The organism is Sporomusa aerivorans (assembly GCF_041428895.1).
In the GTDB taxonomy this organism is placed as follows: Bacteria; Bacillota; Negativicutes; order Sporomusales; family Sporomusaceae; genus Sporomusa; species Sporomusa aerivorans.
Window position 1 is genome coordinate 1,607,014 of sequence record NZ_CP156926.1, and the last position, 16,485, is coordinate 1,623,498.

General features: G+C 52.4%; 16 protein-coding genes. 9 read left to right on the top strand and 7 right to left on the bottom strand.

Annotated elements, in window-relative coordinates; all coding sequences use genetic code 11:
• Window positions 1-108 precede the first annotated feature (108 nt).
• The 3 genes from SATMO3_RS07215 (at window position 109) to SATMO3_RS07225 (ending at window position 3,293) form a co-directional block, all read left to right on the top strand.
• Complete coding sequence (locus SATMO3_RS07215) at window positions 109-1,263, top strand: MFS transporter (RefSeq protein ID WP_371379527.1); 1,155 nt, start codon at window positions 109-111, stop codon at window positions 1,261-1,263.
• Between the two features lie 115 nt (window positions 1,264-1,378).
• A complete protein-coding gene (locus SATMO3_RS07220) occupies window positions 1,379-2,680 on the top strand; it encodes a CitMHS family transporter (RefSeq protein ID WP_371379529.1) in 1,302 nt (433 codons plus the stop codon).
• 139 nt (window positions 2,681-2,819) lie between these two features.
• On the top strand, window positions 2,820-3,293 hold the full coding sequence (locus SATMO3_RS07225; RefSeq protein ID WP_371379532.1) for an HD domain-containing protein: 474 nt from the start codon (window positions 2,820-2,822) through the stop codon (window positions 3,291-3,293).
• Between the two features lie 98 nt (window positions 3,294-3,391).
• On the opposite strand, the gene SATMO3_RS07230 is transcribed toward SATMO3_RS07225, so the two are convergent.
• Genes SATMO3_RS07230 through SATMO3_RS07260 form a run of 7 tightly spaced genes read right to left on the bottom strand, consistent with a single transcriptional unit; the run spans window position 3,392 to window position 10,618 of the window.
• A complete protein-coding gene (locus SATMO3_RS07230) occupies window positions 3,392-4,132 on the bottom strand; it encodes an ABC transporter permease (RefSeq protein WP_371379535.1) in 741 nt (246 codons plus the stop codon).
• Window positions 4,129-4,932 (bottom strand): ABC transporter ATP-binding protein, encoded by an 804-nt coding sequence (locus tag SATMO3_RS07235; RefSeq protein WP_371379538.1) that lies wholly within the window; start codon window positions 4,930-4,932, stop codon window positions 4,129-4,131. The genes SATMO3_RS07230 and SATMO3_RS07235 overlap by 4 nt, the downstream gene beginning before the upstream one ends.
• A 56-nt stretch (window positions 4,933-4,988) precedes the next feature.
• A complete protein-coding gene (locus SATMO3_RS07240; protein WP_371379541.1) occupies window positions 4,989-6,074 on the bottom strand; it encodes an ABC transporter substrate-binding protein in 1,086 nt (361 codons plus the stop codon).
• A gap of 7 nt (window positions 6,075-6,081) precedes the next feature.
• Window positions 6,082-6,759 (bottom strand): DUF1847 domain-containing protein, encoded by a 678-nt coding sequence (locus tag SATMO3_RS07245; RefSeq protein ID WP_371379544.1) that lies wholly within the window; start codon window positions 6,757-6,759, stop codon window positions 6,082-6,084.
• Between the two features lie 13 nt (window positions 6,760-6,772).
• Window positions 6,773-8,488: an ASKHA domain-containing protein gene (locus SATMO3_RS07250; protein ID WP_371379546.1), complete on the bottom strand. Its 1,716-nt coding sequence runs from the start codon at window positions 8,486-8,488 to the stop codon at window positions 6,773-6,775.
• A 4-nt stretch (window positions 8,489-8,492) separates the two neighbouring features.
• Window positions 8,493-9,539: a uroporphyrinogen decarboxylase family protein gene (locus SATMO3_RS07255; protein ID WP_371379549.1), complete on the bottom strand. Its 1,047-nt coding sequence runs from the start codon at window positions 9,537-9,539 to the stop codon at window positions 8,493-8,495.
• Window positions 9,536-10,618, bottom strand: coding sequence for a uroporphyrinogen decarboxylase family protein (locus SATMO3_RS07260; RefSeq protein WP_371379552.1), 1,083 nt, complete (start codon window positions 10,616-10,618; stop codon window positions 9,536-9,538). The genes SATMO3_RS07255 and SATMO3_RS07260 overlap by 4 nt, the downstream gene beginning before the upstream one ends.
• Window positions 10,619-11,225: 607 nt before the next feature.
• Between SATMO3_RS07260 and SATMO3_RS07265 the strand changes: the two genes are divergently transcribed.
• The 6 genes from SATMO3_RS07265 to SATMO3_RS07290 all read left to right on the top strand — a co-directional run bounded on the left by SATMO3_RS07265 (window position 11,226) and on the right by SATMO3_RS07290 (window position 16,473).
• Window positions 11,226-11,510, top strand: a complete 285-nt coding sequence (locus tag SATMO3_RS07265; RefSeq protein WP_371379554.1) for a DUF2325 domain-containing protein — start codon at window positions 11,226-11,228, stop codon at window positions 11,508-11,510.
• 13 nt (window positions 11,511-11,523) lie between these two features.
• On the top strand, window positions 11,524-13,011 hold the full coding sequence (locus tag SATMO3_RS07270) for a nitrogenase component 1 (protein WP_371379557.1): 1,488 nt from the start codon (window positions 11,524-11,526) through the stop codon (window positions 13,009-13,011).
• Window positions 13,008-14,360 carry a nitrogenase component 1 gene (locus tag SATMO3_RS07275; protein WP_371379559.1) on the top strand — a complete coding sequence of 451 codons (1,353 nt, stop codon included), beginning with the start codon at window positions 13,008-13,010 and terminating at the stop codon, window positions 14,358-14,360. Before SATMO3_RS07270 ends, SATMO3_RS07275 begins: the two co-directional genes overlap by 4 nt.
• A 6-nt stretch (window positions 14,361-14,366) precedes the next feature.
• Window positions 14,367-15,431, top strand: coding sequence for a uroporphyrinogen decarboxylase family protein (locus tag SATMO3_RS07280; RefSeq protein ID WP_371379562.1), 1,065 nt, complete (start codon window positions 14,367-14,369; stop codon window positions 15,429-15,431).
• 93 nt (window positions 15,432-15,524) lie between these two features.
• Window positions 15,525-16,181 (top strand): corrinoid protein, encoded by a 657-nt coding sequence (locus SATMO3_RS07285; protein WP_371379565.1) that lies wholly within the window; start codon window positions 15,525-15,527, stop codon window positions 16,179-16,181.
• A gap of 121 nt (window positions 16,182-16,302) precedes the next feature.
• Window positions 16,303-16,473 (top strand): hypothetical protein, encoded by a 171-nt coding sequence (locus SATMO3_RS07290; protein WP_371379567.1) that lies wholly within the window; start codon window positions 16,303-16,305, stop codon window positions 16,471-16,473.
• Window positions 16,474-16,485: the final 12 nt, after the last annotated feature.

Genomic DNA, 16,485 nt, shown 5'->3' on the forward strand with positions numbered 1-16,485 from the left:
GAATTAAGGTGAAATTAGCTTGATTTGTAATAAAAGGGGGACTATCACCTGACTACATCCAAAATTCAGTCTGCCTGGCTGCTGATGCTGAGTGCGGCGGCGATATTAATGATTACTATGGGAGCCAGGCAGTCGGTAGGTTTGTTTGTTACACCGCTGGATCAGGCTACCGGCCTGGGCATTGTTTCAATTAGCTTTGCACTGGCGATTGGCCAGTTTGTATGGGGGCTGGCTCAGCCTATATTTGGTGCTATCGCCGACAAAAAGGGCTCTTATCATGTACTCATTTTTGGAACCCTGCTGCTGGCCGGAGGCACAGCGCTGACACCCTTGGTGCAATCGGAATGGGCGCTTGTCGCAACCATGGGCATTTTAAGTGCGGCCGGAGCCGGGGCTGGCAGCTTTTCGATATTGATCGGCGCCACCAGCGGGCGCCTGCCGGCTGAAAAGCGGGCGTTCGCCGGTGGGTTTATCAATGCCGGCGGTTCATTAGGCCAATTTATTTTCGCCCCCTTGTTACAGGCTATTATCAGCGGCTTTGGCTGGGTTGCGGCCATGCTTACCATGGCCGCAGCCACCTTGCTGACTATTCCGCTTGCTTCGCTGCTGTGCGGTAAAGCCGCCGCACCCCGGCCCGCAGACGGCCAAGCCGCAGGCGGACTACTCCGGCAAGTCAGGCTGTCCTTGCGCAACCCCAGTTATTTATGCCTGCATGCCGGTTTTTTCACCTGCGGCTTCCATGTTGCCTTTCTGGTTACTCATTTGCCCGGGGAAGTGTCGCTGTGTGGCCATGCGGCCAGTGTATCGGCCACGTCACTGGCGCTTATCGGGTTATTTAATATCGGCGGCAGTCTGGCTGCCGGCGTACTTGGCACGCGGTACCGGATGAAATACATCCTGGCCGTTATGTATGCCAGTCGCGCGGTTATGATCGCCATGTATCTTATGGCTCCCAAAACACCGCTTACTTTTTACATATTTGCGGCCGGGCTGGGCTTTACCTGGCTGGCGACGGTGCCGCCCACGGCCGGTCTTGTCGGTAAGCTTTTCGGCACCCGCTATATGGCAACGCTGCTGGGCCTGACAATTCTTACCCACCAGATCGGCGGTTTCCTGGGGGCGTGGCTGGGGGGAATTGCGGTAGCCCATGACGGCAATTATCAATGGATGTGGTATGCCGATATGCTGCTGGCCGGTGCTGCGGCCCTCGTCAATTTGCCGATCCAGGAAGCCAAAGTGTCCAGGGAACCGGTAACAGCGTAATAAGTGGTATAATTAGAAATAATAGACGAGTACCGTGACGAACGCATAATTGCAGATAATTGTTAACACGGTATTACTAACTGGCTGACCTGAGGCCTGGTAGGAGGCAAAAACCATGCTTGCATTGCTTGGTCTGGCAACTGTAGCTGTCTTATTGACCGTAATTATAGCAAAACGGATGTCACCGATGGTTGCCTTAATTGTTGTGCCGTTGCTGGCAGCCATGGCCGGCGGCTATGGGCATGACGCCGGCAGGTTCGTCATTGAAGGCATACGGAATATCGCGCCGGTGGCAGCCACCTTCGTGTTTGTCATCATCTATTTTGGCGTTATGATTGATGCCGGTATGTTTAACCCCATTATCGACAAAACGTTGGCGCTTGTCGGCAATAATCCGGTAAAGATTGCGGTTGGCACGGTCTGTCTGGCTATGATTGCCCATTTGGACGGGGCCGGGGCGGTAACTTTCCTGATTACCGTTTCCACTTTATTGCCTGTCTATAAACAATTAAACATGGACAGACGCATCCTTACCTGTCTGACCGGTCTTGGCGCCGGGGTCATGGGGTTTATTCCCTGGACCGGTCCGGCGATGCGGGCAGCCGCATCTCTGCAGGTGCCGGTTATGGAACTCTTTATTCCCATGCTGCCGGTGCAGTTTGTCGGGATATTGTTTGCTATCCTGACAGGCTGGTGGCTGGGGCGAAAAGAGGCCAGGCGGCTGGGTTACAGCCAAACCGGTAATGCGGCTGGCATCATACAGCGCGAACTGAAGGACGAGGAAAAGAGACTGCTGCGCCCTGAGCTGCTCTGGTTTAATGTCTTGTTAACCATCAGCGTGCTGGGGAGTATGATTACCGGCCTTCTTCAGCCGGCGGTGGCATTTATGGCCGGTACGGCCATAGCCCTGCTGGTAAACTACCGGGATCCTGACGAGCAGCGAAAACGTGTGGATGCTCACGCCAAAGCGGCCCTGATGATGGCAAGTATTCTGCTGGCAGCCGGGGTCTTTATCGGTATTATGTCGCAAACCGGCATGACGGCAGCCATGGCCAAAACGGCGGTACACTTTATACCCCAAGAGTTAGCCGGCCATATTCCTGTTGTCTTAGGACTTATCTCCATGCCTCTCAGCCTTTTGTTTGATCCGGACTCTTTCTATTTTGGCGTGCTGCCGGTAATTGCCGAAATGGGCAGCATGCTGGGCGTGTCGAAAGTGCAGATCGGCCAGGCCGCCCTGCTGGGACAAATGACGACCGGGTTTCCGGTAAGCCTGCTCACGCCAAGCCCGCTTTTACTTGTCGGCCTGGCGCAAATTGATTTTGCCGATCACCAGAAATTTGCCATTCCGTTCTTGTGGGCGGCAAGTATTGTGATGACGCTGGCAGCGGTCCTGTTCGGCGCTTTTGCTTTATAGGTGTATAGCATGGTGATAGTGAAAAACAAACTCCTGTCAGATCTTGTTGAGATTTGGCAGGAGTTTGTTCCTTTTTTTAGAATACTTGAAGTGCATATAAAGTTGTACTTTACTATAGAAAAGCGAGGATATGAACCCTATGAATAGAATCTACGTCATACAGGCAAACCTGCTTGCTGAAATTGATAAGCAGGCGGAGCACGGCATGGAGCGGGATTACCCGCTGGCCTGGGAAACAATACATATGGCCAGTTGCAGCAAACTAGGCCAGTTGCTGGCCGTTAAGCGCCGGGTGAACCCGGAAATGGCTGCTATTGCCTGTACCTTGCATGATTATGGACGGATTGTAACCGGTAAACAAGTAAACCATGCCCCAAACGGATACCTGCCTCTCAAGGCGCTATTGCAGGAATATGGTTTGTTTACGGCCGGGGAAATAGAAATATTGGCCCAAGCGGCGAAGAATCACAGCAACAAGCAGAAAATCGGCACCCCGCTGGAGGAGATCGTAAAAGATGCTGATGTGCTTGACTGCCACCAGTACGGACAAACGCTGGAGCGCCCTGAACAGCGGGCGCGGCTGGCAGCCGTGCTTGCTGAATTAGGCATGTAAGCTTTTTATTTTACTGAAAGAAAGAATGACTTTCTTTTAGCATAAGGGCAACATCGGCTTCTGCTTTCGCCAAGGGCTCAGCACAAGCCGTGTTTTCTTTACCGCCAGCGCAGCAGGTAGCCGGTAATGCGCTGGTACAGGGTCATTAATGCGAGCACAACAGCGCCAATGACAATGATACCGGCAACAACGCGGGCATAATCGGCGAAGTCGGAGAAGTACTTGACGTACCAGCCCAGGCCGCTGGTAGCCCCGATCATCTCGGCGGCTGTTAAGAGGATGAAGGCCAGTACCAGGCTGACGGCGCCGCCGCTGACAATGTGCGGCATAGCTCCCGGCAGGAGAATGTTAAAAAGCATTGACCGCTTACTGACGCCGATCGTCCGGGCCGAATCCACAATCCCTTTCGCCAACGCTTCCACCCCGGCGATGGTATTGATGAATAAGGGCCAGAAGGCGCCGATAAAGATGACGAAGATGGAGGATAAGGTAAAGGTCGGTAATATGGCAATGGCATAGGGAATATAGACAATGGGCGGGATGGGGCCGAGGACATTGGTGGCCGGTTCAATGGCCAGCTTGAGACGGCGGTTCCAGCCGACGATGAGTCCTAAAGGGACCGCGGTCAGGACTGCCAGGGAATAACCCCAGAAGAGCAGATTAAAAGAACTGACAAGACTTTTTAGAAATACCTGCCGGTCCTCGGCCAGCAGCTTTAGCACTTTTAGCGGCTCGGGGAATAATTGGGGGTCTAACAGTTTCAGCCAGGCGGTGCTGAGCTGCCAGAGGAGAAGGGTGGCAAGGCCTAAGAGCAGGCGGTCGCGGCTGGTTTGGCTCATATGCCTGCGCCTCCTTCCACTTGCTGAAACTCTTCCAGTATTTCTTTTTGCAGCAAGGAGAGGATCTCATTGCGCAGATCGATATAGCGCCGGTCCTGTACCAGAAAATAACGCCGGCGGGGACGGGGGAAGGGAACCTCAATTATTTTTTGTACCCGGCCCGGTCCGGGAGTAAATACGGCAATCCTGTCGGCCAGATACAGCGCTTCGTCAATATCATGCGTGACCAGGAAGATAGTTTTTTTTGCGCCGCTGCCGATCCAGAGTTTGAGCAGTAAATCCTGCAGGCTTACCCGGTTTCTGGCGTCTACCGCGCCAAAGGGCTCATCCATTAGATACACAGGGGCATCCAGGGCAAAGGCCCTGGCGATAGCTACCCGCTGCCGCATGCCGCCTGATAATTCTCCCGGATATTTATGGCTGTAACTCTCGAGGCCAACCATTTCCAGCAATTTCCCTGCTTCCTCCCGGGCTGCTTTGCCAAGTGCGCGGCCAGATTCTTGCAGGGCAAAGACAATATTATCGAGCGCCGTCATCCAGGGAAACAGCGAGTAATCCTGAAAAACGACCGCCCTGTCGGGGCCTGGTGCAACAATTGGCATGTTATTTAGCGTAAGCAGGCCGCTTGTAGCCTGTGTCAGTCCGGCCAATAGCCCAATGGTCGAACTTTTGCCGCAGCCGCTGGGGCCCACTACTGCCAGCAATTCTCCCTGATCTATGGCGAGCGACAGGTTAGCAACCGCCGGCCGATCGTCGCCCGGGTAAACGAGCGAGACAGAATCGAGATTCAGTAAAGCCACAAGCATCCTCCTTTCCGATATGCTGTATAGTAAAACTAATGAGTCATACTTGTCGATTATAGATTGTTGACCGAAAAATCTTTATCAAGCTGCTGGTAGGTCGGATTCTGCGGTTCCCGTTGTTTCAACTGGTCCAGGGCAGTTTTATAGATTTCGCTGTTAACATGCTTGGTGATATCAATGTCGCTTTGGATATAGCCGGCTGCCTTCATAGCCTCCCAGAAAGCGACAAACCGCTTTTTATCAGGATCGGGGATGCTGTGGATATGACCGCTGTAAGTAGCCTTTTTAAGCATTTCTTTATCCAATTTGACATATTTGCTGAGAATATCCAGTGTTTCATCCTGGTGGTTGAGATAAAAGTCGTAAGCGCGGATACTGGCGCGGCTGAAACGGATATAAGCCTCTTTATTGGTTTGGATCTTGTCTTCAAGCGCCACTATCCGGCAGCACACATGGCCATCCATGTACTGGGACGACCAGGTAACTACTTTCAGGCCTTGCTGTTCAGCCATTTCGGAAAAAGGAACCCAAATCAGGCCGGCATCAGCCGCGCCTTTTTTTACAGCTTCCAGCACGGCGGCGGGTGAATCCAGTTCTTGAATGGTTACCTGGGTTTTCCAGTCAATACCGGCCTTAGACATGGCCGAACGCCAGACGGCGTCACCGGTTGCCAGGCGGACGGTAGCTACTTTTTTACCGACAAAGCCTTGGATGGTAGAATACTGCCCGACATTTTCGGGCTTGGTAACAACAGCGTGGCCTTCGCTTTGCATGCCGCCGATATCTACAAACGGCGTGCCTTTAGCGATGAATACCTGTGGTGCGGCTGTGCCGAACGAGCCGGCATCCAGTTTCCCGGCTTTAATAGCATTCAGGCCTTCACCGGAATTAGTAAATTGAAATAGTTCGACATCAAGACCTTCCTGCTCATAGAAGCCTTTCTCCTTAGCAACAAAATAGAGAACATGGCCAACGGCCGGCAGATAACCGATGTTAAACTTGATTTTGTCAGCCGGGGGTGCTGCTGAACCCGCGGACGCAGCAGTTTGTGGGGGTTTTTGCTGACCGCAGCCGGCTAAAAGTATACTGAAAACGAGGGATATGGCCAGGCAGGCCAGAATCAGACGATTTTTTAACACGGGCGAATCACTCCTTTTCTTCCTGTAACAACCGTTTATAATAAAAGCCGCTGGTATAAAGGGCGGCTGCCGGGTTATGGCCTAAGACCCGGTCTTTGGTTATCAGCGTTGTGACCGGGGCGTTGGAATGCTTGATAAATAAAGAATCATGGCCGACACACAAGCCAACGACAACATTGAGTTCAGTACCGGCCTGATTTAGCAGCCGGGCCTGAAGAATGGGGTTGCATAATGCTTCATGGCAGCCTTTTTGCACTTTATATTCGGGTGGAACCCCGATTTCCGTCTTGTCAAGCGAGCCTACCTTGCAGATGACGCTATAGCTCTCCAGGCCTTTGGCGGCCAAAACCTTGGTAAAGACCCGGGTTTCCTCCATAAGGCCGATGCAGGTGGCAATACCGATCTTCTTAGCGCCGATGCGTTTGGCAAAGGCGATGATTTCCTCGACTCTGGTCAGCTTGCCGTAATAGATGCCCTCAATTTCGGCGGCTGCCAGGGCCATGCTGCGGTCTGGCCCTTCCTGGCTATAGATGGCTCTTGCTTTTTCAATTTCAGCGTCAATATCCACCTCGCCGCGCGGGACTACACTCAAACAAAATTCAGGAAATTTTTTATCGCGCCGGTAGCAGTTCAACTGATGGCAGTCGGCGCAGCTAAGTTCTTCTTTCGGCCGGTGATCACTCAAGAAAAATACCTCCTTAAAAATTCAGGCAGTTGACAAAAGTTTTGTCGAAGTCATGATAAGTGGCCAGTTCCACCACGGTAACCTGTTTAACTAAACCGGCTGCCAAATCCCGGGTGGATTGGTTTAAGAGCAGCGCCTGCCCGCCGGTTTTCGCCGTGTTGCCGAGAAAATGGATCTTGCCTTTAAAGGGGGCCGGCAGCATACCGATATTGATGAGACTGGCCGCGTTGAGATGAAAGCCAAACGAGCCGGCGATATAAATTCGGTCAACATCAGCAGCGCTCAGTCCTTTGGCGGCGAGCAGGCATTCAATGCCGGCCCGGATAGCGCCTTTGGCCAGCTGTACCTGGCGGATGTCCTTCTGTGACAGATAGACTGCCTGCTCTACAGCAAAGACAGTTTTTCCATTTTCGCTCTGCAGTTGGCGCTGTAAGGGATGGGGAGAACTGCCGGCCGTACCGCTGAATTTGCCGCTCTTACTGATGATGCTGGTCCTGACAAGTTCCCCGACAATATCCAGAAGCCCGCTGCCGCAGATGCCAGCGGCCGGACTGCCGGCAATGGTCTTGACGGAAACAGCTCCGTTTTCCTCCACGGCGAATTTTTCAATGGCGCCCGGAGCGGCCCGCATGCCGCAGGCAATGTTCATGCCTTCGAAAGCCGGACCGGCGGCGGTGGAGGTTACCGCCAGGCGGCCGTTGACGGCGAGCGCCATTTCGCCATTGGTGCCGATATCTACAAATAAGGTGGTGCCGGAAAGATTGGCCAAATCAGCTGCTAATATGCCGGCGGTAATATCGGCGCCCACATAGGCGGACATCACCGGCGGCAGGTAGATTTGGGCAAAAGGCGCCGTTTTTAAGCCAAGTGCGGCAGCAGGATGGTAACTGTTACCCCAGAGTGCGGGTGTGTAAGGGTATTTACCCAGGGAGGCCGGATTGGTTTTCATAGCCAGATGCAGCATGCAGGTATTGCCGCTAAAGACGGTTTCATAAATCGTATCCGGTTCAGTGCCGGTGATTAGTGACAGTTCACCGATCATGGTATTAATGGCGGTGATAATAGCCGTGTGTAGAGTAGCCAACCCAGCGGCGTCAGAGCCTATTTTGATCCTGGAAAGAACATCCTGGGCATGCAGGCTCTGCGGATTGAGCTCGGAAACGGCAGCTAATTCCCTGCCGGTAGTCAGATCGAATAAGGCAGCTACTAACGTAGTTGTACCAATGTCAACAACCAGGCCATGCATGGCAGCGGCGGTATCGCCGGGTTCTATACCCAGTACGGCCTCAGACGCTAAAACGAAGGTCTGGTTTAAATCCTCCCGGTATTGTTTTTTGATTACCGGGTCCAGAGTAACGTCGAGCTGCTGTCCCCGGCTCAAAATCTGTACATGGTTTTTGTCTTGACGCTCCAGGATAAAGATATCAACTGCTTCAGCAGCAGTCATTTGTCCCTGAATTTCGGTCATGCAGCCCAAATGAATCCCCTGGCTTATTTCCGCCGATGTCAGAGTATGCTGGCATTGGCCGGTTAACCGGGTATTAGCCGCAGCATACGCAGGAATTCGCACTTTGCATTTGCCGCAGGTGCCGGCCCCGTTGCAGGGGGATTCAACCAGAACGCCGGCGGCCCGGGCAGCTGCGAGAACAGTAGTATTGCCGGTAATTTCAAGGCAGACAGGGATGCTGTCAGAGCGAATGCCGCCCTGCCAAAAACGTACTAAGGTCACATATTCACTTCCTTTCCCGGGATGGCGCGGCTTTGGTTGTTTGCGTCATAGCCTGAATATTGGCTAACGGGCTGGAGGTGCTGAGGCCGCAGGCCGGTGCAATGATATCTATACCGTTAAGCAGCAGATTGCCGGTTTGCAGGGCTACTTTTTTCGGCGGTCCAAACTCCAGGAGGTAGGTACTGACATTCCCCATGGTGGTCAGCTGCGGAAAATCCTCTTTCAGCTGTTTGAGGTTAACGATGGCGTCGGTGCTCACGGCATCGGCCTTAATAGCCGGCAGCAAGGGTTTTACACTGTTTAAGTTGCCGCAGATGTGGAGAATAACGGGAACCTGTCTTTGGTGGATTGCTTCGATAAGTTTATTAATATAGGTGACGGCGTATTCGGCAAACATCTTGGGTCCGAGGATTTCACCGGTTGCGGTAGGGTCGCCGATGGCAATGGCGGTGGCGCCGTGGTCGATCAGTTTGTGGGCAAAGCCGATTAAGAGATCGGTCACATAGTTAAAAACACGGTGAGCAGCAGCCGGGTCCCGACGCAAATCTTTGAGAAAGGGGATTGGATCGACAATGGAGGCGGCTGTACTTACCGGACCTGTCAGACTGCCGATAACCGGGATTGTGGGATATTGCGAAGCGAGCAGGGAGACGGCCTGGCAGACAACGGGGATTCTGCCGGCGGTTATTAAGGCGGCAATGTCTTTATATTCTACTTGCGCGGCGGACGCAAATATTTCCCGGCTGATTTTGGGCTCACATTCCAGGGTTCCCAAGTCAACCTCGCTGCCCAGAACTTCGGCTTCGACCGTCATGCAGAATGGGAGGCCGAAGTTCTCGAAGCCGGTCAGCCTGTGCACATGATAAGCTAAATCAGCCATTAAGGCTGCGTCGGCATGAGCGGCCGGCAAGGCGGCGCCGCCTTCGTTTATTACCTCGACGATGGCGGCGTTCATCATGCCGCCGGGGCAGATAACCGGCGGGCGGTCAACGGTTTGCTTGTTTAATACGGATAATAAGCGCGCTTTCTCCGTCAGGGCCGGCGTTGTCATTTGGACCACCTCGTCTCCAGCAGAGTCAGTTTTTCCGGCGTAATGGGGTAGCCGATTTCACGGACAGCCTCCAGCATGGTATGAATGTTGGCAAACGGTGTTTCGGTGGGCAGGCTGCAGCCAGACGCGACAATATAGCCTTTAGGATTATCATAAGCCTCGCGGATCCCGCTTAAGACAGCCAGCCGGACTTCGGCCGGAGTGCCCTGCAGCATGATTTCTGACGGTTTCACATTGCCCATAAGGCGCAGGCGGTCGCCAACCTTAGCTTTGGCTTCCGTAAGACTGGCGGCATTGTCAATGCTGATGCAGTCGGCGCCGGCCTCAGCCATCAGTTCCCATATCTTAGCCGTTTTGCCGCAGATATGCAGGGTTACTGTTTTGCCGCGCGAGTGAATATAGTCGATGAGCTCTTTGAGGTAAGGCAAAGAAAATTCTTTGAATTTCTGCGGGCTGATGATGGTAGCCGAAGACATGGGGTCTGTCAGGCTGGGAGTGCAGCCGCTGTCAATTATGGCTTTGGCGTAGTTAAGGCAAGTCTCCAGGGAAATCCTGCAGAGACGGTGAACCGCCTCGGGATTTTTGCCGACAAGTCGTGTAAGAGTTTCGGTTCCAACCAGAAAGGAGGCATTGGTAAAAGGCCCGGTAAGTGCGCCTGTTACCATTACTTCTTTACCGACTTCCCCTACGGCAATTTTCATAGCTTCCAGATGGTTTGGGAGATGGCCGTCCCGGTAAGGGTCCGCCGGTTTGAGACGGTCAATCTGGCTGATTTCGCTGATAGCCGGTTTATCCAGGTAGGCGGTTTCATCCTCCGGATAGCGAACAACGGCTCCCATGGCCTCGGCCTGACCGTAGAGATCGGTAAAAATACGGATGATATCATAGCCAAACCGGCGATAGGCGGCAATTTGCGCCTGGGCCAGCAGTTTGCCGTTGCCTGGCAGCTCGCTGACTTTAACTCCAATTACCCGGGCCGACGTGTTGCCGACAATAGGGACGCAGGGCAACCGGTCAACCGGTTTTCCCTGGTTGTAAGCGGTCATTCTTTCGATGGGTGTCATCTGGTCTATAGCCATTTAAGGGCACCTGCCTTTTTCGTATTCATTCCAATACTCCTTTCAGTTCGAATAGCATTTAGCATGGAAAAACAAAAGAAGACCAAAAGAAACGAAATGTTCCTTTTGGCCTTCAGTATGTCTGATCAGCCTTGCATAGATTGCGTATTGTGGCAATTATATGATAAGAAGTAAAAAAGTGTCAAGGCTAAATTTAAAAAAGATCAATAAATTTACTTTTTTGGGGATTGACACCCGGATGCGGCTATGCTAACATGATGAGCATAATAGTCACTAAGCTGACCGGAATACCGGAGGCAATCACCGGCTACTGAGCCGTTGGTTGCCTTTTTTATTTTATTGACAGCAATTTGCTTACAGTATTAAGACCCGACGACTTCATTTTAACAAAGGCTCAATGCAAGCGTTAGTTCATTGCTGACCGGTAAAACACACCGGAGGCAACCGAATTCAACTCTCTTAGAGGGTTTTTTCGGTTGCCTCTTTTTTAGTCCTGATAGAAAGTATAACTTTCGCCGGGATAAGGGCAACTAACCTTCAGATGGGTTAAAACCCCACCTGAAGCTAAGTTTACTTTATCAAAAAATATTTTTAAGGAGATGAGGACATGACGGCTTTGGTTATCGGGGCGGATTATCTGGGAGCCATAGAACAAAAAATGCGGGCCAGGGGTATAACCGAAATCGCTCATATCAAGGGCCGTAATCCTGGTGAAATCAAAAAAGTGAATATACCTAAGGCCGCAGCTTTTGTTTTGGTCTTTACCGATTACGTTAATCACAATATTGCTAAAGTGGTGAAAGACCATGCCAAGGCGCGGTCGGTTCCACTGGTGTATGCCAAACGGTCCTGGAGTGCCGTTGAGCACAAACTGGCCGGACTTGGTCTATAGAGAGGATGAGATTATGAGTTATTTCGAGTTAAAAGAGCCGCCCAGGCGGGAAGACAGGCTGAAAGCCTGCATCGCCCACGGAGCGTCCCTGGGTGAGGTAGCAGGTCGCCGGCTGGGGTGCTGTCTGCCGGAGAGTGAACGCAGTTTTACCCAGAATTCTATTTGTCTCTTACTGCCGGCCTTAGGGACCATGAACAGTATCCCCAACAGTGTTGTGCTGATGCATGGCGGCCTGGGCTGCGGTTCCTCCTCTCATGGCGGCAATGCAGCCGTACGCGGCGGTAATAACCAGCGCTGGGGTATTGTCAAGGACGGCACCTGGTTATCCACCGGCCTGACGGAGGCCGATGTCATCAGCGGCGGTGAACCTAAACTGGCTGAGGCCATACTGGAAGCCGACAGGCGTTACCAGCCGGCTGTTATTTTTGTGGTGGCCAGTTGTGTGCCGGGTATTATCGGCGATGATGTGGACGGGGTGGTCGAGCAGCTCCAGCCCGAGGTTTCGGCGAAACTGCTGCCTGTCCATTGCGAAGGCTTTAAAACCAAGATCTGGGCTACGGCTTATGATGCTGTGTACCATGCGATTGGCCGGACGCTGCTGCCTGATGGCGAGAACAAAACGCCAGAAAAGAAAGCGGGAAAAACCGTTAATTTGATGAACATGTCGTCCATGGGGCGGGTTGATGAACTGGAACTGGAGCGCCTGCTAAAAGCTTTGGGGCTCAAGGTCAACGTGTTCCCGGTCTTTGCTGATCCAAACGGCATGAAGCGGATGGCTGAGGCTGATTTGTCCATTAGTACTTGTCCGACTCATGATGATTATATGCTAAATCACTTGCACGAGAAATATCAGGTGCCGTTTATTATCAGGCATATGCCAATCGGCATTGAGAACACCGGCAAATGGCTCGCCGATGTGGCTGAATTTTTTGGTCTTGGCGAGCAGGCCCGGGCCTTAATTGCGCAGGAAGAGGCAGAGCTGGCAGCTGCCCTTGCGCCGCTTAAATCCATGTTTGCCGGGAAAAAGGCCTTTAGCAGCGCCGGTGAGTTTCGAGCCTTGTCTACCGCTATCCTGCTGGCCGAACTGGGTTTTGAGGTAGTGGGCATCCGTGCGTTTCATCATGATGAGTTTGCGGATGTGGAATACGAAAAGCTGGTACGGATTACCGGGCAGGACTATCCCTTAAACATTGCCAACTGCCAGCCGTTTGAGGAAGCCAATCTCTTACGCAAACTTAAGCCGGATGTCTTCTTAGGGCATATGAACGGCAACAGCACAGCGGCCAAACTGGGTATTGCCACGCACGTTATTTATAATACCGGCCTCCATTATGTTGGTTACCGGGGAGCCTATGAACTGGCAAGACGGTTATACCGGCAACTGAAAAATCCCCGCTTTAACGCCAATCTTAGCCGGTTTGCCAGTCTGCCGTATCAGGAATCCTGGTACAGTCAGAATCCGTTTAAATATATTGAAACCGCAGGTGGTGACAGCGAATGAGCAACTATAATTTTGTGGAACGGCCCCGCTATACCTGCGCTTTAGGCGGCGCCATCGCCACAGTAAGCGCTTTGCCTAAGGCTGTGCCGATATTGCATGCGCCGCCAGGCTGCGCCGGCAACTTTACCTGGACTCAGGCCGGCGGCTGCGGTCTGCAGGTTGGCGGCTACTGCGGCGGACTGAGTATGCCCGGGTCCAATGTCCAGGAGCGGGAAGTTGTCTTTGGCGGCGCCGAACGGTTGGAGCAGGAGATCAAGAATGCCCTGGAAGTTATGCAGGGTGAGTTGTACTTTGTACTGACAAGTTGTGTTACCGAAGTAATCGGCGATGATATCGGGTCGGTGGTAAGACCTTTTGCGGAAGAGGGCGTCCCCATTCTCTTTGCCGAAACCGGTGGCTTCCGGGGCAACTCTTACCAGGGCTATGATTTGGTGCTGCAAAGCTTATTTAAAAATTTCGTCGCCAAGACTGAGGAAAAGCAGCCTAAAACCGTAAATTTATGGGGTATTGCTCCTTTTATTGATGTATTCTGGCGAGGAAACTTAAATGGCATCCGCCAGCTTCTGGCTAAACTGGGACTTTCAGTCAACAGCTTTTTTACTGTGGATGACAGTGCGGCCGGAATCCGGGAAGCAGGCAGCGCCAGCCTGAATATTGTTGTATCCGAGGTGTTTGGCCAGGGCGCGGCGCAACTGGCAGAGGAAATTCACGGCATACCTTATATAAGAACGCCACTGCCGGTGGGACCTTCGGCTACCGATGCTTTTCTCCGCCAGATTGGCGCTGCCCTTAATTTAGACAGTGCCTTGCTTGAAAGTCTGATTACCTATGAAAACAAAAGATACTACAGCTTGCTGGAAACACTGGCCGACTGCTTTAATGACGCTGATTTACAGCGGTATGCCGTTGTTATCGGCGATACCAATTATGCGGCAGGGATAACCCGGTTTTTGGCCGATGATTTGGGCTGGCTGCCGGAAGTTGTGGGTATTACCGACATTCTGGACGATGACCAGCAAGTTGAAATAGCCAGCCGCCTGACCCGGTTGGATAGCGGCATTTCGCCGGAAGTGATTTTTCACACCGATGGCAGCGTCATTGCCGATGCTGTACGGGCCCACTGGAATAAATACCAGGCGCAGGCCGGCAAATACGCCAATCCACTTAGTCCGGCCTTTGTTATCGGCAGCTCGCTGGACCGGGAACTCGCCAAAGAACTGGGCGCCGGGCATCTCAGTGTAGGTTTTCCGGTGGCCAACCGGGCTGTTATCAGCAGAGGATATACCGGGTATAGCGGCGGTCTGACACTGATCGAAGATTTAGTCAGCATAATTATTGCCGGCAGGTAAAGAAATGTGAAGGGAGATGTAAGTATGCTGCCCAAGGACAGGATTATCCAGGCAATAACGGCTAAAAGCAGCAGACCTTTCGGCCAGTCACCCGTTCCGGCCACGCTTCTGTCGGCGGGAACCTGGGCGTTTAGGCAACAAGGCCTTTCGCTCAAGGAGGTGCTTGAGAACCCGGCAGCGGGGGTTAAGGCCATTATCGAGACCAATCAGCAGGTTCAGTCCGACATTGTGTGGCCGGGCTCGGGCTACCATAACCTGCTTGTGCATATTTTTGGCGGCCAGGTCAAGTTCCGGCCGCAGGGCAATATTGATGTGCAGCAGCCGTTGTTAGCCGAGGCCGGCCAGGCCGAACAACTGGATCTGGGACTTATTGACAAACACGAATGGATTAAGACCATCCGCTCTATAATCGCACAGGTCGATGGGCAAGTCGGTCATAACGTGCTTGTCGGTACATCAAGCTGGGGACCATTTACCCTGGCCGGCCAATTTTATGGCGTGGAAAAACTGATGCGAGGCTTATATCAGGATAAAGCCGCCATTCATGCCTTGCTGGCGGTCATGACCGAGGTGTGCGTCGCCTATCTGGCCCCCGCTGTCAAAGAGGGCGCCCGAATTCTCTCTATCGCGGAGCCGACGGCTTCCGGTGATCTCATTTCCCTGGATCATTTTGAGGAATTTGTTGCTCCCTATATTGGCCGGGCAGCCGAACGCCTGCAAAAGCAGGGCGCTTATACCACGCTTCATATTTGCGGGAATATCAGAGACCAGCTGACTCTTGTTCCCCATATGCATATTGATTTGTTATCGGTTGATTACAAGGTGGATCTGGCGCTGGCCCAGCGTATTCTGGACGGCAAAACAGCGCTGGCCGGCAATGTAAACCCGGTGCTGCTCAAAGATAAAACTCCGGCGGAAGTCATTCAGGCTGCCAAGCAATGTATCAGGCAGGCCGGCCGGGCCGCCAACTATATTCTCATGCCCGGCTGCGACATTCCGCCCGGTGTGCCGCTGGCAAATGTGAAAGCATTCCTGCAGGTCGAAAGAGGTCATGAGGCCGAAGCTTCATGACTGTCAAAATCCTTTTTGCTCCACAGGCGGCAATTCAGGAAGAAGATTTCGGGCTTGGTCTCATATAAGAATAAAACTATAGGAGGACTTTATATGTCGGTTAATAAGGAAGAGCTATTCAAAAAACTATCCGATGCGGTGGTCGACATGGACGAAGCTGCGGCGGTGAGTCTGGCTGAGGAAATTGTCGCCAACCAGATTGATGCCTATGAGGCCGTGGAAAAAGGATTGTCTGACGGCATGGACCGGGCTGGCAAACTGTTTGAGGAAGAAGAGTATTTTATTCCCGAACTGCTCTTATGCTCTGATGCCATGTATGCCGGACTGGGCGTATTGAAGGGGCATCTTAAAGTTGCCGAGCAAGGCGAAAAGCGCAAGGTTGTTATCGGGGTTGTTGAGGGCGACACCCATGATATTGGCAAGAACTTAGTAAAGATAATGCTGGAGACCTCCGGTTTTGATGTGTATGATTTAGGCCGGGATATTGCGCCGGCGGCTTTTGTGGATAAGGCCCAAGAAGTTAATGCCGATATCATAGCTGTGGCCACGCTTATGACCACTACTATGGATGGGATGGCCGAAGTGGTCAGGATCTTAGAGCAGCAAAGCATTAAAAATGAGTTCAAGGTTATTATTGGCGGCGGACCTATTTCGCAAAGCTTCGCCGATAAAATCGGGGCTGACGGTTATGCCGTTAATGCGGCCGATGCTGTAAGACTTTCCCGGCGCCTTCTAGGATTGGCCGGATAATATCTTGTTTGGCTTGGCTGATTAGTAGCGACTAAAGGCCGGAGAGTTCCTGGGGAACACTTCGGCCTTTAGTTTATGGAGAGGAAAAATTGATCTAGGCGTGATTAAGGAGGTTGTGAGTGTGAGCTTAAAAAAATTCTTGATAAGTGCTCTCATAGTATTTTTAGCGGGTGTCGCCATCCTGTACAGCGGGGCAAACCGGGCGCCCTTCAGACAGCATAATCCTAACGGTCCGCATCCGCAAACCCATTCCGCAGCGCCGTTATCTGCCGGGACTAATTATCTGGCGTAATGAAATGTGAAA